Source organism: Peptoniphilus koenoeneniae, assembly GCF_030812875.1.
In the GTDB taxonomy this organism is placed as follows: Bacteria; Bacillota; Clostridia; order Tissierellales; family Peptoniphilaceae; genus Peptoniphilus_B; species Peptoniphilus_B koenoeneniae.
The window spans coordinates 232149-259064 of sequence record NZ_JAUSTN010000002.1; the positions used below are offsets into that span (position 1 = coordinate 232149).

Annotated in this window: 29 protein-coding genes and 2 tRNA genes; 4 read left to right on the forward strand and 27 right to left on the reverse strand. The window is 30.8% G+C overall.

Features of this window, described 5'->3' with window-relative positions; translation table 11 throughout:
• Nucleotides 1–21: 21 nt before the first annotated feature.
• The 7 genes from J2S72_RS02670 to J2S72_RS02700 all read right to left on the reverse strand — a co-directional run bounded on the left by J2S72_RS02670 (nucleotide 22) and on the right by J2S72_RS02700 (nucleotide 7639).
• The gene (locus tag J2S72_RS02670; RefSeq protein ID WP_307494933.1) at nucleotides 22–948 is read right to left on the reverse strand and encodes a DnaJ C-terminal domain-containing protein; all 927 of its coding nucleotides are present in this window, start codon (nucleotides 946–948) and stop codon (nucleotides 22–24) included.
• A 269-nt stretch (nucleotides 949–1217) separates the two neighbouring features.
• Nucleotides 1218–1673 (reverse strand): SsrA-binding protein SmpB, encoded by a 456-nt coding sequence (gene smpB / locus J2S72_RS02675; RefSeq protein ID WP_023055601.1) that lies wholly within the window; start codon nucleotides 1671–1673, stop codon nucleotides 1218–1220.
• Nucleotides 1674–1675: 2 nt separating this feature from the next.
• Nucleotides 1676–3760, reverse strand: a complete 2085-nt coding sequence (gene rnr / locus J2S72_RS02680) for a ribonuclease R (protein ID WP_023055559.1) — start codon at nucleotides 3758–3760, stop codon at nucleotides 1676–1678.
• The gene (locus tag J2S72_RS02685; protein ID WP_307494934.1) at nucleotides 3760–4932 is read right to left on the reverse strand and encodes a D-alanine--D-alanine ligase family protein; all 1173 of its coding nucleotides are present in this window, start codon (nucleotides 4930–4932) and stop codon (nucleotides 3760–3762) included. Before J2S72_RS02685 ends, rnr begins: the two co-directional genes overlap by 1 nt.
• A 3-nt stretch (nucleotides 4933–4935) precedes the next feature.
• Nucleotides 4936–6459, reverse strand: coding sequence for a UDP-N-acetylmuramoyl-tripeptide--D-alanyl-D-alanine ligase (locus tag J2S72_RS02690; protein WP_023055576.1), 1524 nt, complete (start codon nucleotides 6457–6459; stop codon nucleotides 4936–4938).
• Nucleotides 6456–7232, reverse strand: a complete 777-nt coding sequence (locus tag J2S72_RS02695) for an alpha/beta fold hydrolase (RefSeq protein ID WP_023055539.1) — start codon at nucleotides 7230–7232, stop codon at nucleotides 6456–6458. The genes J2S72_RS02690 and J2S72_RS02695 overlap by 4 nt, the downstream gene beginning before the upstream one ends.
• Nucleotides 7229–7639 (reverse strand): hypothetical protein, encoded by a 411-nt coding sequence (locus J2S72_RS02700; protein ID WP_023055567.1) that lies wholly within the window; start codon nucleotides 7637–7639, stop codon nucleotides 7229–7231. The genes J2S72_RS02695 and J2S72_RS02700 overlap by 4 nt, the downstream gene beginning before the upstream one ends.
• A gap of 81 nt (nucleotides 7640–7720) precedes the next feature.
• On the opposite strand from J2S72_RS02700, the gene J2S72_RS02705 reads away from it, so the two are divergent.
• The gene (locus tag J2S72_RS02705; protein WP_023055507.1) at nucleotides 7721–7960 is read left to right on the forward strand and encodes a glutaredoxin family protein; all 240 of its coding nucleotides are present in this window, start codon (nucleotides 7721–7723) and stop codon (nucleotides 7958–7960) included.
• A gap of 40 nt (nucleotides 7961–8000) precedes the next feature.
• Here J2S72_RS02705 and J2S72_RS02710 read toward each other — a convergent pair whose 3' ends face one another.
• Nucleotides 8001–8993: an amidase domain-containing protein gene (locus J2S72_RS02710; RefSeq protein ID WP_307494935.1), complete on the reverse strand. Its 993-nt coding sequence runs from the start codon at nucleotides 8991–8993 to the stop codon at nucleotides 8001–8003.
• A 123-nt stretch (nucleotides 8994–9116) separates the two neighbouring features.
• Nucleotides 9117–10055, reverse strand: coding sequence for a carbamate kinase (gene arcC / locus J2S72_RS02715; protein WP_023055616.1), 939 nt, complete (start codon nucleotides 10053–10055; stop codon nucleotides 9117–9119).
• A gap of 299 nt (nucleotides 10056–10354) precedes the next feature.
• Between arcC and J2S72_RS02720 the strand changes: the two genes are divergently transcribed.
• Complete coding sequence (locus tag J2S72_RS02720; RefSeq protein ID WP_023055482.1) at nucleotides 10355–10936, forward strand: DJ-1 family glyoxalase III; 582 nt, start codon at nucleotides 10355–10357, stop codon at nucleotides 10934–10936.
• A gap of 30 nt (nucleotides 10937–10966) precedes the next feature.
• On the opposite strand, the gene J2S72_RS02725 is transcribed toward J2S72_RS02720, so the two are convergent.
• From J2S72_RS02725 to J2S72_RS02810, 18 genes are all read right to left on the reverse strand, one after another.
• Entirely contained in the window at nucleotides 10967–11878 is a 912-nt protein-coding gene (locus J2S72_RS02725) for a diacylglycerol/lipid kinase family protein (RefSeq protein ID WP_023055526.1), read from the reverse strand.
• A gap of 8 nt (nucleotides 11879–11886) precedes the next feature.
• Nucleotides 11887–11962, reverse strand: a tRNA-Thr gene (locus tag J2S72_RS02730).
• A 147-nt stretch (nucleotides 11963–12109) separates the two neighbouring features.
• Nucleotides 12110–12361, reverse strand: coding sequence for a hypothetical protein (locus tag J2S72_RS02735; RefSeq protein WP_307494936.1), 252 nt, complete (start codon nucleotides 12359–12361; stop codon nucleotides 12110–12112).
• A 32-nt stretch (nucleotides 12362–12393) separates the two neighbouring features.
• Nucleotides 12394–12789 (reverse strand): phosphodiester glycosidase family protein, encoded by a 396-nt coding sequence (locus J2S72_RS02740; RefSeq protein ID WP_307494937.1) that lies wholly within the window; start codon nucleotides 12787–12789, stop codon nucleotides 12394–12396.
• Nucleotides 12790–12816: 27 nt separating this feature from the next.
• On the reverse strand, nucleotides 12817–13317 hold the full coding sequence (locus tag J2S72_RS02745; RefSeq protein ID WP_307494938.1) for a phage scaffolding protein: 501 nt from the start codon (nucleotides 13315–13317) through the stop codon (nucleotides 12817–12819).
• Between the two features lie 75 nt (nucleotides 13318–13392).
• Nucleotides 13393–13468, reverse strand: a tRNA-OTHER gene (locus J2S72_RS02750).
• A 61-nt stretch (nucleotides 13469–13529) separates the two neighbouring features.
• On the reverse strand, nucleotides 13530–13781 hold the full coding sequence (locus tag J2S72_RS02755) for a hypothetical protein (RefSeq protein ID WP_307494939.1): 252 nt from the start codon (nucleotides 13779–13781) through the stop codon (nucleotides 13530–13532).
• The gene (locus J2S72_RS02760; protein WP_307494940.1) at nucleotides 13774–14250 is read right to left on the reverse strand and encodes an ADP-ribosyltransferase; all 477 of its coding nucleotides are present in this window, start codon (nucleotides 14248–14250) and stop codon (nucleotides 13774–13776) included. Before J2S72_RS02760 ends, J2S72_RS02755 begins: the two co-directional genes overlap by 8 nt.
• Before the next feature lie 190 nt (nucleotides 14251–14440).
• Nucleotides 14441–15055 carry a pyroglutamyl-peptidase I gene (locus J2S72_RS02765; RefSeq protein ID WP_307494941.1) on the reverse strand — a complete coding sequence of 205 codons (615 nt, stop codon included), beginning with the start codon at nucleotides 15053–15055 and terminating at the stop codon, nucleotides 14441–14443.
• Nucleotides 15056–15065: 10 nt separating this feature from the next.
• Nucleotides 15066–16010, reverse strand: coding sequence for a DUF979 domain-containing protein (locus tag J2S72_RS02770; RefSeq protein WP_307494942.1), 945 nt, complete (start codon nucleotides 16008–16010; stop codon nucleotides 15066–15068).
• Nucleotides 16007–16684: a 5-oxoproline transporter, DUF969 family subunit gene (locus J2S72_RS02775; RefSeq protein WP_023055522.1), complete on the reverse strand. Its 678-nt coding sequence runs from the start codon at nucleotides 16682–16684 to the stop codon at nucleotides 16007–16009. The genes J2S72_RS02770 and J2S72_RS02775 overlap by 4 nt, the downstream gene beginning before the upstream one ends.
• The gene (locus J2S72_RS02780) at nucleotides 16681–19737 is read right to left on the reverse strand and encodes a M14 family metallopeptidase (RefSeq protein ID WP_307494943.1); all 3057 of its coding nucleotides are present in this window, start codon (nucleotides 19735–19737) and stop codon (nucleotides 16681–16683) included. The genes J2S72_RS02775 and J2S72_RS02780 overlap by 4 nt, the downstream gene beginning before the upstream one ends.
• Nucleotides 19728–20159 carry a gamma-glutamylcyclotransferase family protein gene (locus J2S72_RS02785; protein WP_307494944.1) on the reverse strand — a complete coding sequence of 144 codons (432 nt, stop codon included), beginning with the start codon at nucleotides 20157–20159 and terminating at the stop codon, nucleotides 19728–19730. The genes J2S72_RS02780 and J2S72_RS02785 overlap by 10 nt, the downstream gene beginning before the upstream one ends.
• A complete protein-coding gene (locus tag J2S72_RS02790; RefSeq protein ID WP_307494945.1) occupies nucleotides 20156–20758 on the reverse strand; it encodes a peptidylprolyl isomerase in 603 nt (200 codons plus the stop codon). The genes J2S72_RS02785 and J2S72_RS02790 overlap by 4 nt, the downstream gene beginning before the upstream one ends.
• Before the next feature lie 8 nt (nucleotides 20759–20766).
• Nucleotides 20767–22143, reverse strand: a complete 1377-nt coding sequence (locus tag J2S72_RS02795) for an MATE family efflux transporter (RefSeq protein ID WP_307494946.1) — start codon at nucleotides 22141–22143, stop codon at nucleotides 20767–20769.
• A 2-nt stretch (nucleotides 22144–22145) separates the two neighbouring features.
• On the reverse strand, nucleotides 22146–22805 hold the full coding sequence (gene trhA, locus J2S72_RS02800) for a PAQR family membrane homeostasis protein TrhA (protein WP_307494947.1): 660 nt from the start codon (nucleotides 22803–22805) through the stop codon (nucleotides 22146–22148).
• On the reverse strand, nucleotides 22792–23559 hold the full coding sequence (map, locus tag J2S72_RS02805; RefSeq protein ID WP_023055493.1) for a type I methionyl aminopeptidase: 768 nt from the start codon (nucleotides 23557–23559) through the stop codon (nucleotides 22792–22794). The genes trhA and map overlap by 14 nt, the downstream gene beginning before the upstream one ends.
• Nucleotides 23553–24446: a tetratricopeptide repeat protein gene (locus tag J2S72_RS02810; protein WP_307494948.1), complete on the reverse strand. Its 894-nt coding sequence runs from the start codon at nucleotides 24444–24446 to the stop codon at nucleotides 23553–23555. Before J2S72_RS02810 ends, map begins: the two co-directional genes overlap by 7 nt.
• 59 nt (nucleotides 24447–24505) lie before the next feature.
• On the opposite strand from J2S72_RS02810, the gene mnmL reads away from it, so the two are divergent.
• Together mnmL and J2S72_RS02820 are read left to right on the forward strand one after the other, a co-directional pair.
• Nucleotides 24506–25414: a tRNA modification radical SAM protein MnmL/YtqA gene (gene mnmL, locus J2S72_RS02815; RefSeq protein WP_307494949.1), complete on the forward strand. Its 909-nt coding sequence runs from the start codon at nucleotides 24506–24508 to the stop codon at nucleotides 25412–25414.
• Nucleotides 25411–26916 carry an ABC transporter substrate-binding protein gene (locus tag J2S72_RS02820; protein ID WP_307494950.1) on the forward strand — a complete coding sequence of 502 codons (1506 nt, stop codon included), beginning with the start codon at nucleotides 25411–25413 and terminating at the stop codon, nucleotides 26914–26916. Before mnmL ends, J2S72_RS02820 begins: the two co-directional genes overlap by 4 nt.

The following is a 26916-nucleotide window of genomic DNA, read 5'->3' on the forward strand; positions in this document are numbered from 1 at the left end:
TTCTTTTTTATTTTCTTTTTTCTATTTATCTAAATCTCTTAGCTTTTCATATAAATCCTTTTGGTCTTGGCTTAAGCTTTGAGGATTTACAATGTTAAATTCTATATATAAGTCTCCTTTTTTGCCCTTTAAGTCTTTAAAACCTCTGCCTGCTACACGCATTTTGCTTCCACCCTTAAAACCTGCGGGAAGTTTTAATTTTATTTTTCCATTTAAGGTATCTACTAAAAGATCCTTTCCTAAAGCTGCATCCCACGGGAAAATATTAACCTTACTAGTTAAATTTAAGCCATCAAGGGTAAAATTGTGATTAGGTATTAATTTTATTTTAAATAAAATATCTCCATTAACTCCGTATTTTTCACCCTTAACTTTGATTTTTTTACTAGGGCCTATACCTGATGGAATTTTTAAATCAATATCCACAGATTTTGAATCTATATTAAGTTTTAATTTTTTTTCAGTTCCCTTATAAGCTTCCTCTAAAGAAAGACTAATTTCAGTTTCATAGGATTTTCTTTGAGGTTTTCTGCTTCTTGAAGAAGTCATATCGGAAAAAATATCTCCCATATTAAAACCACCAAAGCTTCCCTTACTAAAACCCCTATCCTTTGAAGAATCTCTACCGAAAATTAAATCAAAAAAGTCTGAAAAATTTCCTCCACTTCCCCCGCTCGTATAGGTGTAACCATATTGAGAGGGATCGAAGTTTGTTCCTTGACTGAAATCATAATTTGATCCGAAGGTATCGTATTTTTGTCTTTTATCTTTATCTGAAAGCACTTCATAAGCTTCGTTTATCTCTTTAAATTTTTCCTGACTTTTTTTATCACCTTGATTTAAGTCCGGATGATATTTTTTTGCAAGCTTTCTAAAGGCTGATTTAATTTCTTTATCTGATGCGCTTTTTTCAACGCCTAAAATTTTATAATAATCTTTATACTCCATATATTTCACTTCCTTGTACAGATCAAATTTGTTTTAATATTTTTTCGCTTTTATGTTTGACCTTCTTTGACCTTAGCTTTATTATAACATCTATTATTTTTTTTGCAAATATTTTTCAAAAAAATTTTTTATTTTTTTATAAGATATTTTTTACGCTTTATATAGAGCATTTTAAAATTTAATTTTTTATGCTTCACGTGAAGCATTTTTGTTTTTTATATTAAAAAAACATGGAAATAAAATTTTCCATGTTTTTAAATTTTTTATTTTTAATTTTTTTCATATTGTTTTATGCGTCTATCTGCATCTCTTTTTGCTATTGCATCTCTTTTGTCGTAAAGTTTTTTACCTCTTGCTAAGGCTATCTCAACTTTTACCCTGCCTCTTACCAAATAAACTTTTGTTGGAATTATTGTGTAACCTTTTTGAGAAATTGCCCTGTCCAATTTTCTTATTTCACTTTTATTTAAAAGAAGTTTTCTTTCTCTTATTGGATCCACATTATAAATTCCCCCTTGTTCATAGGGGCTTATGTGCATATTTTCTATAAAAACTTCTCTATTTTTTATTTGGCAGTAGGCATCTTTTATATTACATTTTCCTTTTCTTATAGATTTAACTTCCGTTCCTACTAAAACTATTCCAGCTTCGTAAGTTTCATCTAAAAAATATTCATGTCTTGCTTTTCTATTTTGTGCAAGAAAATTTTCTTGTTCTTTTGCCATTTTTACTCCAATTCAAAGTCTATTGTCCCTGCAATCAAATCTGCTCCTAGACATTTTACTTTTACCTTATCTCCCATGTGGTAGCTTTTATTACTTTGTGTACTTTTTGCACAAAATTCATTTTCATCATATTCAAAGTACTCGTCCATGGACTGATAGGACACTAAGCCTTCAATTAAATTTTGAAGTTGGACAAATATTCCGAAGTTTGTAACAGATGAGATTATACCTTCAAAAGATTCTCCTATGTGATCTTTCATGTATTCAGCCATTTTAACTGCATCCACTTTTCTTTCGGCGCTTTGAGCAACTCTTTCCATCATTGAAGTTTTATCTGCTATTAAAGGCATTAGGGCTTCAAGACTTTTTATTCTTTTTTCAGAAAGTCTTCCATGAATTATATCTTTTATTACTCTATGAATTGTAAGGTCCGCATATCTTCTTATAGGTGATGTGAAGTGACAATAATATTTTGATGCAAGTCCAAAGTGTTTATCATTTACTTCCGAATATCTTGCCTTTTGCAAACTTCTAAGGGCAAGAGTTGAAACAAAAAGCTCTTCCGGACTTCCTTCCACTTTTTTTATAAGCTTTTGTATTTCTATAGGTTGCAGTTCTTGTGAAACTTTTACTTTTAAATCTAAATGTCTTATAGCTGCATTTAGGGTATCGATTTTTTCTTCTTCCGGTTCTTCGTGAATTCTGTATAAAAAGGGAACTTGCATCCAATAATAGGTTTCTGCAACTGTTTCATTGGCAAGTATCATAAATTCTTCTATAAGCTTATTGCCTATTCTTCTTTCGCTTATTTTTACTTCAAGAGGGTGGCCTTCCTCGTTAATGACAAACTCATTTTCTGGAAAGTCAAAATCTATAGCTCCCCTGTCTTCTCTTTTTTTCATTAAAATTTCAGCAAGTTCTTTTCCTAAATCCAGACTTTCATAAAGGCCTTCAAGACTTTCATGTTTTATTCCTTTTTCAAGATAGTCACTTACATTATCGTATACCAGTCTTCTTTTAGATTTTATTACAGATTCTTTTATTTCCGATTTTATTACTTTTCCTTTTTGATCCACTGTCATTAGACAAGATAAGGTGAGCCTTTCAACTCCTTCATTTAAAGAACAAATGCCATTGGAAAGTTCAACTGGAAGCATAGGAATTACTTTGTCTATAAGGTAATAGGAATTTCCTCTTTTAAAAGCTTCCTTATCAATATAAGAGGCTTCTTTTACATATTGACTTACATCTGCTATATGAACTCCCAAAAAATATGTCCCGTCTGTGTTTTTACAAACTTCTATAGCATCATCAAAGTCTTTTGAATCTTTTCCGTCTATTGTATAAATTGTATGGTCCCTAAAATCTGCCCTATCCTTTAAAGATTTTTCAGAAATTTCTTGGGGTATATATTTTGCTTCATTTAAAACTTTTTTCGGAAATTTTAAAGGTATATCAAAGCTTTGAGCTATGGAAAGTATATCTACTCCCGGCTCCCCCACATAACCTAAGATGCCCTTTATTTTTCCTTCAGGGTTTTTATTTTTTTCGGCCCATTTTGTTATTTTTACTACTACTTTTTGTCCGTCTTGAGCGCCATTTATTTCTTCTTTTGGTATATAAATATCACTACTATATTTAGGATCATCAGGTATTACAAAACCATAGTCTTTTGAGGCTTGAAGTACTCCTATTATTTTTTCTTCCCCTCTTTTTATTATTTTTAAAACTTTTCCTTCTGGTTTTTTATCTTTCTGATCCTTTTTTATTTTTACAAGGACAATATCCTTATTCATGGCAGAATTCATATCTTCTTTTGCAATATAAATGTCCTTTGCCATGTCAGATATTAAAAAGCCAAAACCTTTTTCGTTTCCCTGTATTTTTCCTCTTACATATTTAACTCCGTCTACTAAAAAAATCTTTTCATGCTTATCTATAAAAATCTTTCCATCTTTTTCAAGACCATCAATCATTTTTATAAATTCTTTTCTATTGTATTTATCTACTTGAAAGATTTTAGGAAGTTTTCCCAAACCAACGCCAGGATTTTCTTTAATATATTCTAAAATTTTATCTTCAATCATTATAATTTCGCCCCATAAGTGGTTTTATTAAATAGATCTGAATCATAAGAATAAATGTTTTTATTTCTTTGTCCATTTCTTTTCTTTCCAAACTCAATAAGTTTTGTTATGAGGTCTGTCATTTTTATTCCCATAGGTTCAAAAAGATAAAAAGAAATTGATCCAGGCAGGGTATTGATTTCATTTACATAAACCTTATCCTTATCAACTAAAAAATCTACTCTTGCAACGCCATTTCCGTCTATAGCACAAAATGCTTTTTTAGCAAGATTTTCTATTTCTTCCTTCATCTCTTGAGAAATTTTAGCCGGTAGATTTTTTTCTTGATTTTTCATTCCTCCACCGCTTTTAGTTTTTCCAGATCCCATATATTTATCTTGATAAGATAAAAAGTCCTTCCATCCTAAGGGTTCTTCACAAAGGGAAGTTATAAGGTCATTTTCATAACCTAAAACAGCACAGTTTATTTCTCTTGGGCTTTCTACAGCTTTTTCAACTAAGATTTTTCTATCATAATTTTTGGCAACTTCTATAGCTTCTATAAAAGAAGTTCTGTCCTTTGCCTTTGAAATTCCTACACTTGAGCCTAAGTTTGCAGGCTTTACAAAAAGAGGATAGCCTATTTTTTCAGCTTTTTCTATGATTTGGTCTTCATTAAAACCATCTCTGTAAAAATAAAAATAATCAGTCATTGGAATATTAAAAGAGCCGAAAACTTTTTTCATAAGAACCTTGTCCATACCCACTGCAGCTGCTGAAACTCCACAACCTATATAGGGTATTCCAATAAGTTCAAAAAGTCCTTGGATGCATCCATCTTCTCCAAAAGTTCCGTGAAGGGCAATAAATACTCCGTCTATTTTTTTATAAATTTGAGTCGATTCAGTCTTTTTACTGAAAAGTCCTCCCTTTTCTTCCACTTGGGTATAAAGATTAAAATCTTTATAAATGGGCTTAAAAAATACTTCTTGAGTATTTTCAAATCTCTTATGTTTTATATTTCCGAAATCTTTAAGACCCTCTCCACTTAAGAATTTTCCGTCTTTTGTAATCAAAATAGGAATTGGATTAAATTTTGTCCTATCCATATTTTCCACAACTTGCATCCCCGTTATTACGGAAACTTCATGTTCTACGCTTCTTCCCCCAAAAATAACTGCAATATTTTCCATTTTTTACTCCTCATAAGTATCCGGCAAATCATTTTCAAAAAGCACAACATCATTTGGTCTTGTGATTTTTGAAAGCTCAGACATTGCTTGATTTAAATTCTTTACAACTATAATTTTATCACTTTCAACTCCCATTTCCTCGAGACCTCTTTTAATAGGAGCTGTTCTTTTTATACCAACAAGAATGGAATAGTCGCAGACATCAGCCATAACTTTTCCTATCTTATAATTTTCCTCTTCTTCCATATCTCCCAGTTCAACCATACCGGGAGTTATAATTATCTTTCGTCCATTTTTAAAGGCACCTAAGACTTTTAAAGCGGCACGAAAACCTACAGGGTTTGAATTAAAAGCATCATCTATAACTATTACTCCATTTCCTCCCCCTTCAATTAAATTAAGTCTATGTTCAACGGGTTCTACTTTTTTTATTCCATTCACAACTTCTTCAAGGCTCATTCCTAAAGTAAGAGCGGCTCCTGCAGCTCCCAGTAAATTTTGAATTGAATGTTCTCCCAAAAGTTTTGTTGTGCAAGGAAGAGATTTACCTTCATAGCTTAAATCAAAGCTTGAACCCCTTTCATCCAGGACTATATTTTCAGCCTTTAAACTTAATTTTTCATTGTCTTTTAAACCGTATCTTATAGTCTTTTTTAAAGTTTTATCTGCAAGAGGCTTTACATAGTCGTTGTCATAATTAAAAATTGCAGTCCCATCTTCCGGAAGATTTTCAATTAATTCATACTTTGTCTTTTGTATATTTTCAATGGTCTTGAAAGATTGCATGTGAGTAGGCCCTACTGCAGTTAAAATTCCAATATCAGGCATAACAAGTTTTGCACACTCATCTATTTCTCCAGGTTTATAGGCTCCCATTTCAGCAATAAAAATCTGACTTTCCTCTTCTAGGTCATTATTTATAACCTTTGAAAGTCCCATGGGGGTGTTGTAAGAAGAAGGTGAATTTTGTACCTTAAACTTTTCCCTTAAAATTGTTTCCAAATAAAATTTTACACTGGTCTTTCCAAAAGAACCTGTGATGCCCACTACTTTAAGACCATTTTTTTTATATTTTATTATTTTTTCCTGAGCGGATTTATAAAATCCCATATTAATTTTCTTTTCTAAAGGACTTCTTATTCCATTGGCAATTAAAAGAATTAAGGGTTGAATAAGAGCTATCAATAAAACAAGAACAATTATTACAAGACCTAAGTCATTGAATTTTGCAAATAAAAGACCCAAAACTCCTGCAAAAAGAACTGAATTTATAAATAAAAATAGTTTATATAACCTCTTTGCCCTGTCAGTCATCACAAGGGGAGTTTTTGCATCTGTAGTATTTGTAAAAGAAAAAACCTTATTTAAATTTTCTTTAAGCCATATAGCAAATTTAGAATTGTTATATTCTTCAATTTGCAACATATTAAGCATGTATCTTCCCCTTGCCAGGCATAATAAATAACCTAAAAAAACATATACCAAGTAAAGAGTAAGACGTAATATATCTAAAATTCCAAAATTCATTTAATTTCTCCTAAATAAGATCTAAGAACAGGACCGAAAGAATTAAAATCATCAAGATAAGAGTAGTGCCCCCCATCTAAAACCACAAGTCCTGAATTTTTTATTTTTTTATTAAAAACCTCCCCCATATAAAGAGGAGTTGCATCGTCATTTTTGCCCCATATTAAAAGAGTATCTGCCTTAATTTTTTCAAAATAAGACTCCGTAGACTCATTTACAACTTTTACAAAAATTTTTCTCATTATTCCCTGAGCCGCATTATAATCATCGGAACCGCGAGATTTTTTAAAACTTTCCAGTTTTTTTTCTCCAATAAAGGGTTTAAAAATCCTGTAAATATTTTTCATAAGCTTATAGGAATAAACTTTAAAATAATAGTCAAAAGTTCTCTTAGGTAAAACCCCTGAAGCATCAATTAAAACCAGCCCCTTAACTTTTTCCGGATACTTTGCGGCAAAAATGCTTAAAGTTTTTCCGCCAAAGGAATGACCTATAAAACTTGCAGATTTTAAATTTAACTTATCTAAAATTTTTTTTAAAAATTCACTATATTCATAAGTGCCCCAGACTTCATTAGGCGCATCAGAAGCCCCAAATCCAGGTGCATCATAAGCAAAGACATATCTATCTTCAATTAAATTAAAAATTGGCATTATAGACTCGATATAGGCGCCCCAGCCATGTAAAATTATAAGGGCATCATCTTTATTTTTATCTCCCTTATCAATATAGGCAATATTTATATCATCTATTTTTAAATTTTTCTTAATCATTTCAAATCTTCTTCATCAATGTAGATGTAGCTTTCTCTTTTATTTTCCTTATTGTAATTTTCTTCAAAGTGTTTGGAATTAACATCTAAGTTGTCGTCACTTATATCTGATTCCTGCATTGCCAATTTTAAAGAATTTTCAAGAGCCATTATTCTCGCAAGAATAGGTTCAATTTTAAGGGCAAGACCATCAAGATCAACTTCTTTATTATTATAAAACTTATCATAATAAAGTCTTCCCAATTCTTCATATGTATCTTTCAGTTTTTTTTCTTCTTTAACAATTTCCAAACGAATTTTACCGGTTTTCTTTATTTTTTTTGCATTATTTTTTAAATTCACACTTATTCCTTGAAGACTTTCAGTGATATCTCCCAAATTGTTAAAAAGTTCATCTAATAAACCCATAATTCACCTCTCTATCATTATATCAAAAATAAAACTTTTTAAAAATATTTAAGATGGGTATCATTAATTTAGGAGGTAATTATGGAAAATTTAAGATTATATGTAAGAACAGTTTGTCCTTTTTGCAGAAAGGTAGAAAAATTTCTTGAAGAAAAAAATATAAGTGCAGTTGAAATAATAAACATTGATGAAGATAAGGAAGCTGAAAAGTTTTTAGTTGAAAAGGGTGGCAAACGCCAAGTGCCTTGTCTTTTCATTGGAGATAAGCCCATGTATGAATCCATGGACATTATAAATTATTTAAAAGAAACTTTTGCTTAATTAAAAAACCCTAAAATCTAAAAAAATTTTAGGGTTTTTTTTAATTACTTTTTATTATGGGAGAATAAAATTTTACATCTAATTTTTCTGGGATTATCTCATTTAATTTTGCCAAGGTGTGGGCTGAATATTTTATTAAAATCGTGTCATTATAAGTTATTAATCCTACATGGGAAAAATTGTTCCAATATACAACTGAACCTTCCACTGCAAGAGATCTGTTTTTTATTAGGCCATGAATATTATTTTTTTCAAGATATTTAACCAAGCCTGTTTTTTCTCTTCCATAACCTGTAGAAATATAATTTATATGTTGAGGTTTAAAATCCTCATTTTCTTTAAGGCCTCCTGCAACTAAACATTGGGACACAAAATTTGCACAATCATTTTGGTATTGTGGCTCTCTATTCCAATTTTCTCTACAATATTTTACCGACTTATCCAAATTAAAGACTGGTTTTTTAAAATAAGCAAAGGATTTTACCGCCCTTTGACCCCTTTTATACAAAATATCATCATCTATTTTCAGATTTGTTATGGGCAGATAATCTTTATTTTTCTTAAGTTTTAAATCTTCCACCTTATTTTTTCCATAGGGCAAAAAGAAATTTATACTTGTTTCTTGATTTTTATTATAATTTTTATTTGCTAAGCTCAGAAGGTATTTTTTATATTTTAAAAACTGGGGATCTTTTATTTTGCTGTCCTCTAAAGCTTTAAAAAATGGTAAGTCTTCCGGCTTTTTATTAAGGGTCATTTTAAAGTTTCCAGTAAAACTTATCCCTCCATCTTCTTCTTTTATTTTTTTTATTTTTATATTTTTAAGGTCATAATAAGCCTTATAATTTTCTTTTAAATACTTTTCAAGAGGCTCTTTTAAATCTTTAAGGACTTTATGATTTTCTTTTCCTATATGTAAAAAATTTAAATTTCCTCTTTGTAAAAATCTTCCAGCATTTAAAATGAGAAAAATTAAAAATATTAAAAAGATTAATCTTATTATTGTTTTAAATATAAATTTTATAAATTTCATATTTTCCCTCCACAAATAATATAACTTAGAGAATTTAAATATTTGTGAATTAAATCTTAAGAAAATATAAAATCTTATTAAAAAAAAAGAAGGCTTTAAAAAACCTTCTTTTAAAAAATTATATTAATTATTAACTATTGTTGTTCCTGTCTTGCCAGCAATTCCGTCTTTTGCAGATTCAAGGCTTGTGATTAGTGCCTTGTTTCCTTTTTTAGAGTTTACAAAGCTTAGTGCTGCTTCTACTTTTGGAAGCATTGAACCAGGTGCAAATTCTCCTGCTTCAATATATTTGTGTGCATCTGCTATTGTAAGTTCGTTTAACCATTCTTGATCTGGCTTTCCAAATCTTATGGCAACTTTTTCTACTGCTGTTAAAATTACAAGCATATCAGCATCTACAAGTTCTGCAAGTTTTGCTGATGTGAAGTCTTTGTCTATTACTGCTGCTACTCCTTCAAGTTGTCCGTCTTTTTTAATAACGGGGATTCCTCCTCCGCCACCGGCTATTACTACTTGATTTGCTTTTAAAATTGCATTTATTGATGCTTTTTCTACTATATCAACAGGCTTTGGTGATGCTACAACTCTTCTGTAACCTCTTCCTGCGTCTTCTTTAAAGGTATATCCTTTTTCAGCTACTATTTTATCAGCTTCTTCTTTTGAGTAGAATGATCCTATTGGTTTTGTAGGATTTGAAAAAGCAGGATCCTTTTCATCTACTAAAACTTGTGTTACTAAAGTTACTACAGATTTATCAACTTTTCTTTTTGCAAGTTCATTTTCAATTGCATTTTGAAGATGATAGCCAATGTATCCTTGACTCATTGCTCCACATTCAGGGAAAGGCATAGCAGGTGTTTTTGCTGCTGATTCGCTTGCTGCTGTCATTGCAAGATTAATCATACCTACTTGAGGACCGTTTCCATGTCCTATTACAACTTCATTTCCTGCTTCAATTAAATCTACTATTGATTCAGCAGTTATTTTTACTGCTTCTTTTTGTTCTTCAGGCGTATTTCCAAGTGCATTTCCGCCAAGTGCAAGTACTATTCTTTTGCCCATTTTATTCACCTCATATTATTTTTTAAAATGTAATAAACCGATTGAATTATTAATCGGTTTATTTTTATGAAAACATTTTAATTATCTTTTTTACATTTATATTATATTAAAAATATTAAAATTTTTCTTTCTTATTCTTTAAAATACTTATTGTTTGCAATTTTTTGGTATTAAATACAAAAATATTTTATGTTTTTCTCTGATTTTTTATTTTTTCCTAATTTTATTCTTAGGAAATCGTCTTTTTATTTTGTTTTAATTTTTTATTTTTGGATAAATTTATTACGAAAGGAGTTTTTATGAAAGATTTAATAATTTTACTTGCAGAAGGTTTTGAGGAAGTGGAAGCTCTCACTGTTTTAGACATGGCAAGAAGAGCAAATCTTATTTGTGATTTAGTTTCAACGGAAAAGGAACTTCTTGTTTTAAGCTCCCATAATGTTAAAATTAAGGCTGATAAGTTGTTGGAAGATATAAATCCCAATCATTACAGGGCTCTTTATATTCCTGGCGGTCTTCCTGGAGCTGTGAATTTATCAGAAAATAAAAAGGTCCTTAACTTAATAAAAGACTTTTATGAAGACGGAAAACTTGTTTGTGCAATTTGTGCCGGCCCTATTGCTTTAGATAAGGCAGGACTTTTAAAAGACAAAAGTTTTACATGTTTTCCCGGATTTCAAGAAAATTTAAGTATTAAAAATCCAAAAGATCTTCCAATCTGCATTGATGATAATATGGTAACTGCCATGGGCCCCGGTCTTGCAATTGCCATGGGAATGAAAATTGTTGAGCTTTTAAAAAATAAAGCTGAAATGGAAACGATGGCTCAGGGATTTTTAATTCCAAAGCTCCGTCAATTTATAAAAGACGATTTAATTTAAATTTAAAAAAATAATGCTTCAAATGAAGCATTATTTTATTTGGTTTTTATTTTTTAAATTTGCAAGGATAGCAAATTTTAAATTTTCTTTATTTAATTTTAAATTAAATTCTCTATCTTTTAAAAGCTCTCCATCAATATTTAAATTAATTTCTTCTGGGAGTTCAATTTTTACATTTTCCGCCTTAAAGATTTTAATTTTATCTTCATTAAAAATTTGACCTTTTTTATATTTAGGTATAAGTCTTATAATTTCAGGAACTTTTAAAAATTCCGCTAAGACTATTTCCATTTTACCGTCATTTAAAATACTATTAGGCGCAGGATTAAATCCTCCTCCATAATAAGATCCGTTACAAAAAGCACAAAGAGTATATGTCCCCTCAATTATTTTTTCATCTATAAACATTTTTATTTTTTGTCCCCTATTGTTAAACAATACTTTTAAAGTTGCAAGGTCATAAATCCTTTTTCCTAAAAATTTATATTTTTTTGCATATTCCCTTGCATATTCTAAAACTCTTGTATCCAGGCCCGTTGATGCAATATTTATAGATGTATGAGTTTTATTTATTTCTATTGTGTCTATTTTTTTTATTTGCGGATTTATTAAGTCGTCTAAGGTGAATTTTTCATAATCAAATATTTTCGAAAAATCATTTGCCGTTCCCATTGGTATAAGTCCCAAGGCTATATTTGTATTTTTTAAAACATTTGCTATTTCAGATAGGGTTCCATCTCCGCCGCAAGCATAAACTATTCCCTCTTTATTTTCAAGGGCAAATTTTTTTGCCGCCCTTCTTCCATGATTTTCATCTTCTGTAAAAACAAATTGGCAATTTTCTATTAAAGACTTTTTTATAAAAAAATCTTTAATTTCTCTATGGAACTTATTAAAATCATTTTTCCCGGCTTTTGTACTATATATAAATAAATATTTCATAACATTTTTGGAGCTGATGGGGGGACTCGAACCCCCGACCTGTGCATTACGAGTGCACTGCTCTACCATCTGAGCCACATCAGCATGTTCTAATTATAACATAAATGGGAGCTTTTATTTATTTTTATTTAAATATAACTTTTTGATTGAAATTTACACGTTTCTTTATTTTCTTATAATTTATCATATTTAATCATAATTAGGTTTCGGACAACAAATGGACAACAAAAACTAAAACTTTTTTCTATTAAAATACCTATCTTTTTTATCTAAGGATTTAAATTCTTCTTCAGTTAAAAGTCTTTTGACTGCAATTTTATAATTTTTATTATAAGGATATACCCAGCGATCAATTAAATTTCTGACTTTTAAAGCTTCTTGTTTTGTTCTCAAATGTGCATGTTGTTTATATTCTCCATCTTCACGGGCGATTAACCAAGGTCTTTCGTCACAACGAGGTTTAAACTTAATTATTAGATTCATTTTCTTTGGCGCGTTTTAATGCAATTTCTCGTCTAAACATTTAAAAGCCTTATATGGTGATTTAGGGCCCTTACAGACGATATCAGCTTTTTGCCGCCAAAAGTCATCTGTGTTGAGCCTCCACCGTCTAAATTTATCAACCCATCAAAAGCAATTCGACTATTTAGCAAGCCTTTTCTAAAGTCATCTAATGTAAGACTTTTATCACTTTCTATTAAGTAGACCTTATTTCCTTTAAAGCCTATAGCGGTATGTTTCGTCGCTCTTAGTACATCGGCATATGCTCCGACAAACCCCTCCGACTTAGGATTATAGAATGGATAAAGTGAAATCCCACTTATTCCCCATTTGATTGGGTCTTTGATTTCAGTTTTTGCGTTATAGACCATGGCATGGTGTAAAGACTTCCGCATTAAAATATTTTGCATCAAATATTGCTGGCATATTATTCCTCCTTAAATTTTAGCACCTGGATTCTTTTCTAAGTATTCCATCATTTGTGAATAAGTCATATCTTTAACATTAGGTTCATTTACAGAACCAGCACCACCTACTGAGCTTCCTTCAACTTCAAATAAATAATCATCTGATTTCTTGAGATTATTAATTTGAGTTTCTAAATCTGAATCAAAATTTTTGGAATTCTTTAAAACTTCCATATCCAATAGTGCTTTAGCCGCTTTAGGATTCTTAACTTTAGATTTCATTAGAGAATTTTCAATAGAATGATTAAGCTTTAAATCAGAAATTTCATTTTTATATTTTTCTATTTCAGATTTGATTTCATCAACATTAATTTTTTCAAAATCAGAAATTTTATTATTTGCAACTTCAAGTTCAGACTTTAAGTTGTCTCTTTCTGACTTAATAGAATTAATATCTTGACCATTTAATTTGAAAACTCCTTGAATCTGTTCTTCATTTAATCCTAATTCCAATAGTTCTTCTTTTTTCATTATTTCCTCCTCAGGTTAATTTTAAGTATCACCAATACTAATAGAGTTATGTAGGTTTAGGTCCCACAACCAAAATGGCGGGAATAATAGGATTTGAACCTGTGTCTCATTAATAAAAATTAATTGCTCTACCTAACTGAGCTATATTCCCACACAAAAAAGACCTTTTAAAGTCTTGTCCAGGACTAAAACAAAAGAGATTTTAAACAGTTTTACGACTTATTCAGGTCGCTTAATTTTTTCTTATTGTCGTAACCAAATTTTTCCATTCCAATGGTTAATCGTTTTATTTCGTCTCCTGCTATAGAATCAGGTAAACTACAAAAATATTTTTCTTCTTCTTTTGATTTAAAATCAACATCATCACAAAATCTCGAATCAGCTAATTCCTCATTTGTTGCTTCAAATGGAGATTTTACACTTAATTTAGCTCTTTCTATTAAGCTCATATTCTTTTTATCCATTGTTTACCTCCTCAATTAATATTTTTAATATTAAATTATCATTTTCACACTTAGCTTCTCTTAAATTAAATTTTACTCCAGTATTAAATATAATTTCACTTTCATAGTCATTAGGTGTTGCATAACAATGAGTTCCTTTTGGAACGTATAATTCTATTTTAATAGGTCTATCTGTAAACACGTTGTCTGTAGGTGTAACACTCGCAGAAATAAATCCTTTTTGTTGTTGTACATAACCAACATTCTTATTCAATTCTTCAGCAATATCCTCAAAAGCAATATTAGAATCAATACTTGAATCTGAAATAAAATTTTTGAGCCAATTTCCATCTACATATCTATCACAAATAAAATCTTTGTGAGTTGTATTAGAATTGATAACGTTCTTTAAAGTATTTATTGTTTTTAAATATTCTTCATCATTACCTTCAAATACAGATAAATCATCTGTTCTAAGATATTGATTCATTCTAAATGATCTCCAAGTACCAACATATCTAAATTCAGCATCATTAATTATAAAAGATTCCTCTGCCGAACATTGACCAAAATATTTCTGAGCTTCTTGAATCCCATTTTCAAGGTACTCATACTTATTTATATCATAATTCTTTTAAATTTATTAAAAAAATACCGGAGATACAAGTCTCCGGAATTTTTTATTTGTTTTCTTCTATTATTGTTTCAAGAGCTATTTCTATTGATTTTACAATATCTTCTTTGTTCATGAAAGGTGTTCCTGCAGGTTTATCTATTACTTGTTCTGCAATAAAAGGAACATGAATAAAGCCGCTCTTTAAACCCTTAAATTTTCTTTGACCCAAATATCTTACAGAATATAAAACGTCATTACATACATAAGCTCCTGCTGTGAAAGATACATAGGCAGGAAGTCCTGCTTTTTTTATATTTTCAACAATTTTAGGAACTGGTAGATTTGAAATATATCCGTCTTCTCCATCTTCATGTATCTTTTCATACATAGGTTCGTTTCCTTCGTTGTCAGGTATTCTTGCAACTCTTACGTTTACTCCTACATATTCAACGCTTACACAAGATCTGTTTCCTGCTTGTCCTATGGATAAAACAACATCCGGATTTATTTCTTCTATCTTTTCTTCTATTTTTTTAGGTCCTTTACCAAATACTGTAGGTATTTGAAGTTTTACTATTTCAGATCCATTTATTTCATCTTTTACTTTTTTTACAGCTTCCCATGCAGGATTAATTTTTTCTCCTCCAAAAGGATCAAAGCCTGTTAATAATATTTTCATTCTTTTCTCCTTAACTAAACATTATCATATAAATAATTTGTACCGTCAGCATAATTAATGCAGGTACAACTTGATTTTTTATTACGCCGTTTTTATCTTTCATTTCAAGTATTGCAACTGGAACTATATTAAAGTTTGCAGCCATAGGTGTCATAAGTGTTCCGCAGTATCCGCAAGTTAGTGCCAACATTCCTATAAGAGTCGGGTCTGCTCCTTGAGCAAGTACAAAGGGAGCTCCTATTCCTACTGTCATAACTGTTATTGCAGCAAAAGCATTTCCCATTACCATTGTGAATAGTGCCATTCCTATTGCATATACAATTATTCCCACTACTATATTTCCTTCAGGAATTATATTTCCAACTATATCTGATACAACTTGTCCTACTCCAGCTTGAGTAAATACTGCTCCTAAAGATGCTAAAAACATAGGAAGCATACTTAAAGGTCCTACAAGGTCCAAAAATCTTTTTGAGTCTTTTAAATAAATGTTAAGAGTATTGTCTTTGTTCATAAAATACAAAGTTATCATTGCTAAAGCAACTCCAAGTCCAACTCCTACTAGGGCTCCAAGTTTTGTCATTGTTGCAAATATTACTGCTGTAAGTCCAATCATAAAAGCTGGAATAAATATCTTATATCCAAGTTTATCGCTCACTGCCTTTGTATATTCTTTTGTAGGTATGTCGTTTGTCTTGTATGAAACTTGATTAAATATTGCAGGAAGAGCCATTAATACTACTAAAACACCTACAACTTTTGCCGGTATCCATCTTCCTAGAGCTATTACTATTCCAAGTATTATCCAAAATATGGCTGTACCTATTCTTTTTTCATTTGCCTTGTCATTTAAATTTCTTATTCCTGTATTTAGAAGCAAAAGTCCAGTTATTATATAAAGGATTTCAAGAAGTTTTGCTCCTGTTGTTACTTCAGTTGATGTGAAAAAACTCATTTAATTTCCCCCTTTGCTCCGTTTTTTGAAAGTTTTTTATCTTTCAAAATATAATAAATTATTCCTACAATTGTAGCTATTAAAGCTACTGGTATTTCTACTTTTGCAAGATCTATAAGTTCTACATTATATCCAAGTTCTTTTAAAGTTCCTTGAACTAAAAGTCCTCCTGATCCACCAACGAAGAGTACTTGTCCGAAGAACCATGTTATGTTTTCCATACCTGCTGCCATTCCCTTTACTTCTTCAATGTGTTCTTCATGGTTGTCTGCAGGAACTTCTCTTACTGCCGCTTCAGCCATTGGCATTACTACAGGGCGAATAAAACCTGCAACTCCTCCGAAACCTGCGTTAAATGCTGCAAATATTACTCTCATTATTCCGTAAGATGCTATAATTTTTCCTGCACTTGCATTTTTTATTCTCGAAATAAATTTTGCAGCTGATTCTCTTAAGCCATTCCTTTCAAGAGTTCCCGTTACAAGCATTACTATTACAAATATCATCATAGCTCTGTTATTTACAAAGCTGGTACCCAAGGTTTCCAAAAAACCTTCTATACCCAAACCTCCTACAATTGCAGTTGCAATCATGGAAACAAATATTATAGCAATTGAGTTAAATTTTAGGGCAAAACCTATAATAAGAATTGCTATACCTATTAGTTTTATCATTGTGTCCTCCTCCTATTGCGGTAAATTCTTCCTCCGCTTTTTGTGTTAATTTTTCTATCATATAAAATTTCCTTTTGAGAAATGAATTTTATTGTGTCTAAATTATGAGCTGTATGAGCTTTTGAACATAATTTTAAAAATTCTCCGTCGGCAGATTCATCTATTACTTCACTGGTAAAACCTACCTTAGTTATTTCCGGATATCTTATAGAAAGATATCTGTGAGCCCTATTAGTGTCAAAACCTATCCAGTAAAAAATTATATCCTTGTAATAACCTGTAGGGAACATCTTTGGCATAAGGGCGTGAGCATATTTTTCAAATCTGTCCTGCATATCTAAATTCATTTTATGCATTAAATCATCTTTGTTTATAGAATCTGCAATTACGTCTTGAAGTTCTTCACAAAGCTTAAAGTTTTCCTTATACTCTTCTTCTTTAGGATACCAAAAATATCCATATATAAGAGATCTTGGAAGCCAAAAACCCTTATAGGCAGGAGCTGTATATCCTGAAAATGGTTGAGCCCATTCATGATGAGGTACTCCATGATTATCACAGTATATATCTGGAAGATGTCTATAAAACATTTGCACCATAGCCTCGGCTTCCGTATGAATAGAACCCTCCTTAAAATATTCCTGAGCAAACTCTTTTCCAAGAGCATTAAATCTTGCAATGTGGAATATCCAATTGGGATGCTCTTTTATAAGAAGGCTGTGAATATAAGAACCATCAGGATTTTCCATAGGTATTAAAACAACATTTACTTTTTTAAGAAGTTCTTTATCTTTCAAAAGCTTTTCAGTAAGTTCATAACATGAATTGGATGAAGAAACCTCATTTGCATGATGCCTTTCATTAATATACATAGTAGGCTTTTTCATTGTCCTTTTAAAAGTCGGAGTGAAATCTTCATCTACATTAAACTCTATAGACTCAATATCTCTTCCCATAAAACTTTTAGTAATATAATTTATTTTTAAATTTTTATTGGACCTTAAAGAATCATTTAAAGCACAAATATCTTCGTGATTTAAAACTTTCTCATCAAAAGCTGGTGCCTTTTCATGAAGCTTATATTTTTCTGCCACTTCATACTCTTTACCATTTATTATAAGAGCCTTAATATTTAAATCAGAAAATTTACTTAAACCCCTTTTTAAAATCTTAGAATAAATTTCAAGTTCTTCCCTATTTAAATCACATTCAATAATTAATTTTTGACCCTTATCATACCTGTAACCCAATAATTTATAGTTAAGATTCATGTCAAGGTATTCTTTTTTTGAATCCCTTATTATAAAAGGTTTGGTATCTAAAAAGTTTCTAAGTTCAACTTCAAATTTAACATTACCCTTTCTATTATGGATAAATGGTAAAATCAGTCCAGGACTGTCAAAAGTTCCGCCCTTCATTTTTTGACCCAAGGCCTTAAAATAATCAAGACCTACAAAATATAAATCTTCATGGAAGTGATCAATTGATGAAATCCTATCTTGCCTTACATTTAAATTTTTATCAGTTTCAGAAAGACTTATGTCCATAAAAAGTTCTGCAAAAAATGGTTGCGAATCTTCTTTAAGATTTTTGCCTTCAATGTCTTTTCCAATTTCAGATAAAATATTTTGATAAGTATCCCAAACATTTTCTAAGTCAGTTTTAAAAGTTTCTACAATCTTTTTGTCTCCACTGGTAATTTCAAAATATCCTGTTTGAGGATGAACAAGACCCATACCCTTAAAATCATCTAAGTAAGGTCTTTCAGATAAAATAACCTTATAAGTATCTCTTAAAACTTCCTTGCCCTTTGATTTTGCAATAATTTCATAAGAATCTTCCATATCCTTGTTGATAAATTTAATTTTGTCCCTATTAATAGAAAGCTCTTTTGCTAAAATGTCATCAATGGGATAAAGCTCTTGTAAATATCTTATAGGAAGATCTAAAAATTTATTTTCATCTCCAGCACCTTGATTGCTATAGCTGGGAACTGCACCGGCTTCATCGGAAATATCCGCCCCCTTCATATAGGACCAATAAATTTCTATTTCATCAACTTCTTTTCCAATAAGGTCTGGTAAAATGTAATCCTCTATCCAAGAAAAACCGCTTTTATAGGAATCTATAACTTGAACTTTTCCCTTTACTGATTTTTTAAGCTCTTTTTCAAGCTCCTTTCTTACTTCAAGAGGTTCACTTATAGCACATCTTATAGAATCGATGTCTTTATAATTTTTTAATTTTTCCAGTAAAACATCTTTTTCCCAGGGAAATTCATATTCTTCTCTTTTAAAGACTTCCTTATTCTTAAAGCTTTCTATTTTTAAATCTTTAAACAAATCTTTATAAGCCTTTAAATTTGAATCATAAGTTGAATCTATATAAATTTCCTTTGACCTTGAAACTCCCTTTGTAAGCTGCATTTCATAGGAATTTTCTCTAAAAACTCTATTTGTAATAAATTCAGCTCTTTCTAAATTTTCATCTGTTAAAAGCTTAAAGAAAGTGTCAAAGTCCTTATAAAAAACTTTTGTCTTTTCTTCAAATAAAATTTCATCAAAATCAGCCTTTTCAAATTCAAAATCATTAGAAGCAAAACTTATATCAAGAGCATTAGTATCCATAGCTTTTCTTCTTACTATCTCACATAGGATTTTAAATTCTTCAAAACTTAAATCACTTGGATTGCAATTAATCCTTGTATATCTTTTAAGAAATTCATCTCTGTAGATAGTCTTATCTAAAAACATGGACTCTTCTTTTAAGACTTCTTTTTCTTCAATTTCAAAATCTTCATCTTGGTATGAAAAAATATCCATAATAATCTTATTAAATGCCCTATCATAATCGCCCTCACTAATGGATATTTCTATTTTTTCCTTATTTTTATTAATGTTAAATTCTCCGTCTTCTAAGGAAAATTCCTCACAACTTTCAGTAGAAGTAATTATAGGATTTTTAATTGAATCTTCCTCAAGGCCTATAAAAGCTGCAAGTTTAAGGGCAAGTTTTCTAAGATGAATTTTATCTTCTTTAAGTCTTATTTGCATATTTCCTCCAAAGCATCTTCAACTGGTTTTTTGTCATAAGACATTTGCTCAAAGCCATCTAAAACTCTTTTTACATAAAAATCTTCCGGAGCTTTTTTAATGTCCTTAAACTCATCAGTCATAACATAAACCATGCCTTCTTCTATGCCCTTATCACCTAAAACTAAAATATTCTTTTTAACGTAATAAGAAGGATATTCTTCATAATTATCAAGGGCCCTTTCATTTTCTTGACTTATGTTCCAAATGCTTACAGGAACTTTTCCATATCCCGGTCCCAGGACAAGATTTAAATAACCCTTACCTCTAAATAATAGCTTTGCATTTAATATATAACCGCTGCCTAATAATTCTGAACCAGGACAAGTTTCCTTCATCCATTCCACATTGATGTTTGAGCCGTAAGCTATATATTTTTTCATTTAAAAACCTCCAATCTTGCTTCTTTAATAATTACGTCCTCTTGAGGTCTGTCCATAGAATTTGTAGGAAGAGAACTTATTTCATCAACAACTTCCATTCCTTCAAAAACTTGACCAAAAACCGTATGCTTTCCATCAAGCCAGTAAGTACCTCCTAAATTTTCATAAGCATCAACAACTTCATCTGGATAGCCCTTTTCTTTTCCCAAACTTCTCATTTCTTTTATAATTTTTTCTCCAACAGGACCTGCTTGAACTATAAAAAATTGTGAGCCATTTGTATTTGGACCTGCATTTGCCATGGATAAAGCTCCTCTGAAATTTCGAAAATCTAAGCTGAACTCATCTTCAAAAGACTTATCCCAAATGGATTTCCCCCCACGACCGGTTCCTGTAGGATCTCCTCCTTGAATCATAAAATTGTCAATTACTCTATGAAAAATCGTGTTATCATAATAGCCCTTTTTGCAAAGTTCCTTAAAATTTTTTCCTGCCTTTGGGGCAACATCTTCAAAAATTCTAAGTTTAATTTGTCCGTGGTTTGTATATAAGACTACTATCTCTTCGCCAACTTTAGGCATTTCAAATTGTTCTAACATAGCACCTCCTAATGTTTGCTGACATACTTTTCCATATTGTTTCTAAAACCGTCAGTTTTCTTACATAAATATTTATACCCAATTGTAATAATACTTCCTTTTAAAATTGAAGATAAACTCATTGCCATCCAAATTCCGTTTACTGCAAAAATTGGCATAAAAATTTTTGCAAAGGGTATTCTTAAAACATTTAATATTAATCCGTTATAGGCAGGAAGTCTTGTAAGACCTAAACCATTTAGCATACCAGTAGTTCCTATTTCCATAGTCATAAAAATTTCTGAAGGCCCTATTATTAAAAGATAATACATACCCCATTCAATTAGCTTTTCGTCACCTGGAACAAAAATTTTAAATAATTGCCTTGAAAAAACCATTAAAAATATCGTAGCAAAAAGTCCTATGGAATTTATAATTCTCATGCCGGATTTTCTTGCTTCTTCTATTCTTTCAAATCTTTTAGCTCCATAATTTTGTCCGAAAAAAGTTGTAAAAGCACTGGAAAAACCTTCAGCGCTCATCCAGGATATGCTTTCAATTTGAGATCCTATAGAATAAACTGCTATGGCAACACTTCCGAAACTTGCAGTATATTTATTTAAAATAAGTCCTACAAAAGCATGAACAAGAGCCTGAATAGAAGTAGGCACTCCCAAATTCAATATGCCCTTTATACTTTTTAATTTTACTTCTTTAAAATAATTTACACTTACAAATAACTCCTTGGCCTTTATTCCCGTTATTATTGAAAGTAAAGTTTGAACTCCCTGAGCTATAACAGTTGCAAGGGCAGCTCCCCTTATGCCCATTTTAGGAAAAATCCAAAATCCAAATATTAATAGAGGGTCTAAAATTATATTTGTAAAAAGAGCAATAATTGCAATTTTAAAAGGGGTTACACTGTTACCCCTTGATAGAAAAGTTACAGATAAAATAGGATTTAAAAATGTAAAAACTAAACCTATGCCTACAATTTTAAAATAGGCCTTTGCCATGACAAATACTTCTTCTTCAAGCCTAAAAAATCCTAAAATGTTATTCATAAAAGTTAAGTATATAAAAATAAGGAGAGCACAAATAGTAAAATTAACTATTACTCCTGCTCTCATTACTTCTTTAAGCATAATCTTATCATTTTTACCATAGGCCTGGGAAAGCCCCACTCCAACCCCTGTCTTTCCTATAAGACAAAGGCCTTGGGCTATCCATATGAAAAATCCTACTGAGCCTACTGCTGCAACAGCTTCCGTTGAAAGTTTTCCAAGCCAAATTAAATCTACAAGCTGATAAGCTATTTGAACAAAGGCAGTGCCCATTAAGGGCATGCTCATTGTTATCAAGGTTTTCTTTATGGGACCATCAAGCAAATTATATTCTTTTTTCATTTTTACCATCCTAAACAATAAGTAAAAAGAAGACCCAAGTATTGTAAAACTGCCCCTGCTAAAACAAATAAATGCCAAATCCCATGATTAAAGGGAATTTTTTTTATTGCATAAAATATTGAACCTAAAGAGTATGCTAAGCCGCCTAAAACTAAAAATAAAATTAAAATGTGAGAAGTATTAAAATAAAGGTGCTTAAGTAAAAATAAAGAAAGCCAACCAAAGCAGAGATAAAAGGCTAAGGAAAGTTTTTTGTACTTTTCAAATTTTCCATAAGTAAAGATTTTAAAAAGTATTCCACCTAAGACCAAAGCTCCCACTAAAAAGATTAAAATTATTCTCTCTCTTCCATCAAAAGAAAGCATTATTATTGGCACATAAGTGCCTCCTATAAAAAGGAAAATCGAAGAGTGATCAAATACCCTTAAAATTGATTTAGCCTTTTTATTTTGAATGGTGTGATAGAGGGCTGAAGATAAAAACATAGCAATAAAACATCCCCCATAAATAGAAAGAGAAGACATTTTTAAAGCCCCCTTTCCAAGACTTAAAACAATTAAAAATACAAGACCAACTATTCCTGCAACGACTCCAATCCAATGGCTTATTGAATTCATAAGTTCTTCTGCAAAAGAATATTTAATAATTTCACCATTCTTCATTATTATCACCTTGATCGGTTATTATTATTGGACCGTCTTTTGTAATTGCAAGTTGATGCTCATATTGAGCACTCAATGAACCATCTTTAGTCCTTGCAGTCCATCCATTTTTATCAAGGGTAAGCTCATATCCTCCAACATTTATCATAGGTTCAATAGTAAATACCATTCCCTCTTGAATTCTAAGACCCCTTCCTGGTTTACCAAAATGTAAAACTTGAGGATCTTCGTGCATTTCTTTTCCTATTCCATGACCTACAAAATCACGAACAACAGAATAGCCTTTAGACTCTGCATAAGTTTGAATAGCATTACCTATATCTCCCAATCTGTTCCCGATTTTTGCTTCTTTTATTCCAAGATATAGACATTTTTTTGTAACATCCATAAGTTCCTGAGCTTCTTTTGAAATCTCTCCAACCTTATAAGTCCATGCACTATCTGCAAGCCAACCCTTATAATTTACAACCATGTCAATTGTAATAATATCTCCCTCTTTTAAAACATATTCAGAAGGGAAACCATGACAAATTTCATCATTAACCGATGCACAAATAGAATAGGGAAAACCCTCGTAACCCTTTTGCTCAGGGCTTGCATCATGGTCCTTTAAAAATTTTTCAACAAATCTATCCAAATCAATTGTTTTTACTCCAGGCTTAACTTGGTCCCTAAGAGCGTGATGGACAGCCGATAAAATTTTTCCAGCTTCAATCATTTTATTTATTTCTTCTTTTGTTTTTATAATTACCATTTTTCCTCCAATACAAGTTTTTTTAAATCTTTATCTTTTTTTGCCCATAAAAGAGCATCTTTATTTAACTTTATAGCTTCCCTTAAATGTTTCTTAGCATCTTGCCGTCTATTTAAATTTTCAAAAGTACAGGCAAGATTGTAGTGAAGATTTACAGAATTTGGATTTTCGCTTATCCCTTCAAGAAGAATATCAGCAGATTTTTCAAAGTCCTTATTTTCAATATAAATTACGGAAATATTTAAGTAAATATCCTGGTCGTTAGAATTATCCAAAGCAAGATAATAAGCCTTTAAGGCTTCTTTTTTATTTTTCATCTTTGAGAATACAACTCCCTTGTTATAGAGGGCTCTTCCATAAGAATTTGCAATTTCAAGACTTTTATTTATATAGAAAAGAGCTTTTTCATATTCTTTAGATTCTTCGTAAAAAGCTCCCAAGTCGCTATAAGAAACATAATCGTAAGGATCCAGTTCAATACATATTTTAAGCTCCCTTATAGCCTCTTCTCTCATGTTTAAACGATCATAATCACAAGCTAAATAATAATGAGCCCTGTCATAAAAATAATCTATTTCTATAGCCTTTTTAAAATTTTCAATAGCGGAATTTAAATCATTTTTATAATCAAAACAAATGGCCTTTCCATAATATGCCCCTGTTTCCTTTTCATTAAGTTTAATGATTTGACAATATATTTCATAAGCCCTTTGGTATTCTGAATCCATAAGACATATATCAGCAACTTCATAAAGGGCGTCTATTTTTTCTTTATCAGTAAGAGCATAAAAATATGCCTTTTCAAATGACTTTTGTGCAGAATCGTATTTTCCTTTATACAAAAAATCATTTGCCATTATTAGATAATTATTATACTTGCGGTTCATTTTATCACCAAAACTATTATAACACAGTTAAATTTGTTACAATAGTTTTGGTGAAATATATGAAACGTTATTTATCCTCTGATAATTTTTTTAAAAAAACTTTCGGAAAAAAGACAATTAGACTCTCCCTTTCTTCAGGCCTGTCCTGTCCCAATAGAGATGGAAAGCTTTCCTATGAGGGCTGCATTTTTTGCGGTAAGGCAGGAAGCGGAGAATTTGCTGCAGACAAAAATTTATCCATCAAAAAACAAATTAAAGAACAAATTAAATTTTTAAGCCCAAAATGGAAAACAGATTCTTATATAGCTTATTTTCAAAATTTTACAAACACTTATGCAGATCCCTCTTATCTTAAAAAAATTTTTGACCAGGCTATAGCCTATGATGGAGTTAAAGGTCTTGCCATTGCTACCAGGTGCGACTGCTTAAGTCCAGAAATTATTGAACTTTTAAAAGAATATGATAAAAAAACTTTTTTATTTCTTGAGTTGGGACTTCAATCTGTAAATGAAAATACAATAAATTTTATAAATAGAGGCTATAGTCAAAAATTTTTTGATGAAAAAGTTAATATTCTTAAAAATGAGGGTATAAGGTTTTTAACCCATATAATATTCGGCCTTCCTTACGAAAATAGAGAGGATTTTTTAAACACTGTAAACTATGTTTCAAAGATTCACCCTTTTGGAGTGAAGTTTCATTCTTTTTATATTCAAAAAGATACTAAAATTTACAAAGAATTTCTTAAAAAACCCTTTCCATTATTGACCAAGGATGAGTATACTGATATTATATGTGACGCTTTGGAGATCTTGCCAAAAGATATTGTGATTCATCGTCTTACAGGTGATCCTAAAAAAGATCTTTTGTTAGCTCCAAAATGGACGTTAGATAAAGCGAAAGTTCTCTCTGGTATTGATCATGAACTTAAAATGAGAGATCTTCCGCTAATTAAGGAGGAAAAATGAAAACAAAAAAATTTTTAGTTGCAGCTCTTGCTTTAAGTTTGTTGACTGCTTGTGGTAACAGTGGAGATAAAAAAACTGCTGCAACTGAAAGTGACACTGTGCGCTTAGCAATGTATACGGAAATTGATTCACTGAGTCCTTTTAAAATGACTGCTGGTGATACTGAAACCGTAATGGACCAAGTTTTTGATGGTCTTTTTGATGCAGATGAAAAAGGAAATTTAGTTCCCGATCTTGCAGAATCTTACACCGTTTCCGATGATGGTACAGTTTACACTTTTAAATTAAAAGAAGGTGTAAAATTTCACAATGGAAAAGATTTTAAGGCTGAAGACGTGGCTTGGACTTATTCCAAACTTGCTGGTTTAGACGGAGAAGATGCTAAAAGCTCAAAATTTGAAATAATTAAATCTGTAAAAGCTATTGACGATTACACTGTTGAAGTTACTTTAAAGGAACGTAAAAATGAATTTATTTATTTAACTTTAAAGCCTATTATGCCTAAAGATTATGATAAACAAGAAGAAGCACCCGTTGGTACAGGTCCTTTTAAATTTGTTTCTTATAGTCCAGGAGAAAAACTTGTTCTTGAAAGAAACGACGACTATCATAAAAAAGATCACACTCCTAAGTATAAAAACTTAGAAGTTATAAGAATCAAAGATACTCAAACAGTTCTTCTTGCAATAAAATCTGGAGAAATTGACATTGCTCCAAGACTTGCAGCTCAAGATGCAGAACAAATTAAAGACAATGCAAGTTTTATTTCAGGACCTCAAAACCTTGTTCAAACTTTCGGTCTTAATAATAACTATGGCCCTTTAAAAGACATAAGAGTAAGACAGGCTATTAACTATGCTATTGACAGAAATGCTCTAGTAAGTTCCTGTGCAAATGGAAAAGCTACAGTTTTGTATTCAAATTTCAGTCCCGCTCTTAAAGAATACTTTGCAGATTTAGGCGAATTTTATCCTCACGACATTGAGAAGGCAAAGGCTCTTTTGAAAGAAGCAGGCTTTGAAAAAGGTTTTGATTTAACTGTTACAGTTCCTTCAGATTACAAATACCACATGGATACTGCAGAAGTTTTGGAATCTCAATTAAAAGAAGTGGGAATAAATTTATCTATTGAACCCATTGAATTTTCAACTTGGCTTTCAAAAGTTTATACAGATAGAGATTTCCAATCAACTATTGTAGGTTTTATAGGCTATCTTGATCCCAACCAAATTTTAGGAAGATACACAAGTGACAACAAGAGAGACTATATTAACTACAAAAATCCTAAATTTGATGAAGCTATAAAAAAAGCTTCTTCTTCAGCAAGTAAAGAAGAACAAATCTCTTACTATAAAGAAGCACAAAAACTTCTTGCAGAGGATGCAGCCTCAGCATTTTTAGTTGATCCAGACACTATAACCGCTATGAGAAATGGAGTTGAAGGATTAAAGTTATATCCTATACAAAAATTAAATCTTGAGGATGTTACTTTTACCAAATAA

Bases quoted from the DNA above. Each gene is read 5' to 3' on its own strand.
- J2S72_RS02780 (WP_307494943.1), bottom strand. From the start codon at position 19,737: ATGCAAATAAGACTTAAAGAAGATAAAATTCATCTTAGAAAACTTGCC.
- J2S72_RS02760 (WP_307494940.1), bottom strand. From the start codon at position 14,250: ATGAATCAATATCTTAGAACAGATGATTTATCTGTATTTGAAGGTAAT.
- J2S72_RS02695 (WP_023055539.1), bottom strand. From the start codon at position 7,232: ATGATTAAGAAAAATTTAAAAATAGATGATATAAATATTGCCTATATT.
- J2S72_RS02705 (WP_023055507.1), top strand. From the start codon at position 7,721: ATGGAAAATTTAAGATTATATGTAAGAACAGTTTGTCCTTTTTGCAGA.
- rnr (WP_023055559.1), bottom strand. From the start codon at position 3,760: ATGATTGAAGATAAAATTTTAGAATATATTAAAGAAAATCCTGGCGTT.
- J2S72_RS02765 (WP_307494941.1), bottom strand. From the start codon at position 15,055: ATGAAAATATTATTAACAGGCTTTGATCCTTTTGGAGGAGAAAAAATT.
- smpB (WP_023055601.1), bottom strand. From the start codon at position 1,673: ATGGCAAAAGAACAAGAAAATTTTCTTGCACAAAATAGAAAAGCAAGA.
- arcC (WP_023055616.1), bottom strand. From the start codon at position 10,055: ATGGGCAAAAGAATAGTACTTGCACTTGGCGGAAATGCACTTGGAAAT.
- trhA (WP_307494947.1), bottom strand. From the start codon at position 22,805: ATGAAGAATGGTGAAATTATTAAATATTCTTTTGCAGAAGAACTTATG.
- J2S72_RS02795 (WP_307494946.1), bottom strand. From the start codon at position 22,143: ATGAAAAAAGAATATAATTTGCTTGATGGTCCCATAAAGAAAACCTTG.
- J2S72_RS02785 (WP_307494944.1), bottom strand. From the start codon at position 20,159: ATGAAAAAATATATAGCTTACGGCTCAAACATCAATGTGGAATGGATG.
- J2S72_RS02770 (WP_307494942.1), bottom strand. From the start codon at position 16,010: ATGAGTTTTTTCACATCAACTGAAGTAACAACAGGAGCAAAACTTCTT.
- J2S72_RS02775 (WP_023055522.1), bottom strand. From the start codon at position 16,684: ATGATAAAACTAATAGGTATAGCAATTCTTATTATAGGTTTTGCCCTA.
- J2S72_RS02725 (WP_023055526.1), bottom strand. From the start codon at position 11,878: ATGAAATATTTATTTATATATAGTACAAAAGCCGGGAAAAATGATTTT.
- J2S72_RS02810 (WP_307494948.1), bottom strand. From the start codon at position 24,446: ATGAACCGCAAGTATAATAATTATCTAATAATGGCAAATGATTTTTTG.
- J2S72_RS02685 (WP_307494934.1), bottom strand. From the start codon at position 4,932: ATGGAAAATATTGCAGTTATTTTTGGGGGAAGAAGCGTAGAACATGAA.
- J2S72_RS02720 (WP_023055482.1), top strand. From the start codon at position 10,355: ATGAAAGATTTAATAATTTTACTTGCAGAAGGTTTTGAGGAAGTGGAA.
- mnmL (WP_307494949.1), top strand. From the start codon at position 24,506: ATGAAACGTTATTTATCCTCTGATAATTTTTTTAAAAAAACTTTCGGA.
- J2S72_RS02670 (WP_307494933.1), bottom strand. From the start codon at position 948: ATGGAGTATAAAGATTATTATAAAATTTTAGGCGTTGAAAAAAGCGCA.
- J2S72_RS02740 (WP_307494937.1), bottom strand. From the start codon at position 12,789: ATGCAAAATATTTTAATGCGGAAGTCTTTACACCATGCCATGGTCTAT.
- J2S72_RS02755 (WP_307494939.1), bottom strand. From the start codon at position 13,781: ATGGATAAAAAGAATATGAGCTTAATAGAAAGAGCTAAATTAAGTGTA.
- J2S72_RS02710 (WP_307494935.1), bottom strand. From the start codon at position 8,993: ATGAAATTTATAAAATTTATATTTAAAACAATAATAAGATTAATCTTT.
- J2S72_RS02700 (WP_023055567.1), bottom strand. From the start codon at position 7,639: ATGGGTTTATTAGATGAACTTTTTAACAATTTGGGAGATATCACTGAA.
- map (WP_023055493.1), bottom strand. From the start codon at position 23,559: ATGGTAATTATAAAAACAAAAGAAGAAATAAATAAAATGATTGAAGCT.
- J2S72_RS02790 (WP_307494945.1), bottom strand. From the start codon at position 20,758: ATGTTAGAACAATTTGAAATGCCTAAAGTTGGCGAAGAGATAGTAGTC.
- J2S72_RS02820 (WP_307494950.1), top strand. From the start codon at position 25,411: ATGAAAACAAAAAAATTTTTAGTTGCAGCTCTTGCTTTAAGTTTGTTG.
- J2S72_RS02690 (WP_023055576.1), bottom strand. From the start codon at position 6,459: ATGAATTTTGGAATTTTAGATATATTACGTCTTACTCTTTACTTGGTA.
- J2S72_RS02735 (WP_307494936.1), bottom strand. From the start codon at position 12,361: ATGAATCTAATAATTAAGTTTAAACCTCGTTGTGACGAAAGACCTTGG.
- J2S72_RS02745 (WP_307494938.1), bottom strand. From the start codon at position 13,317: ATGAAAAAAGAAGAACTATTGGAATTAGGATTAAATGAAGAACAGATT.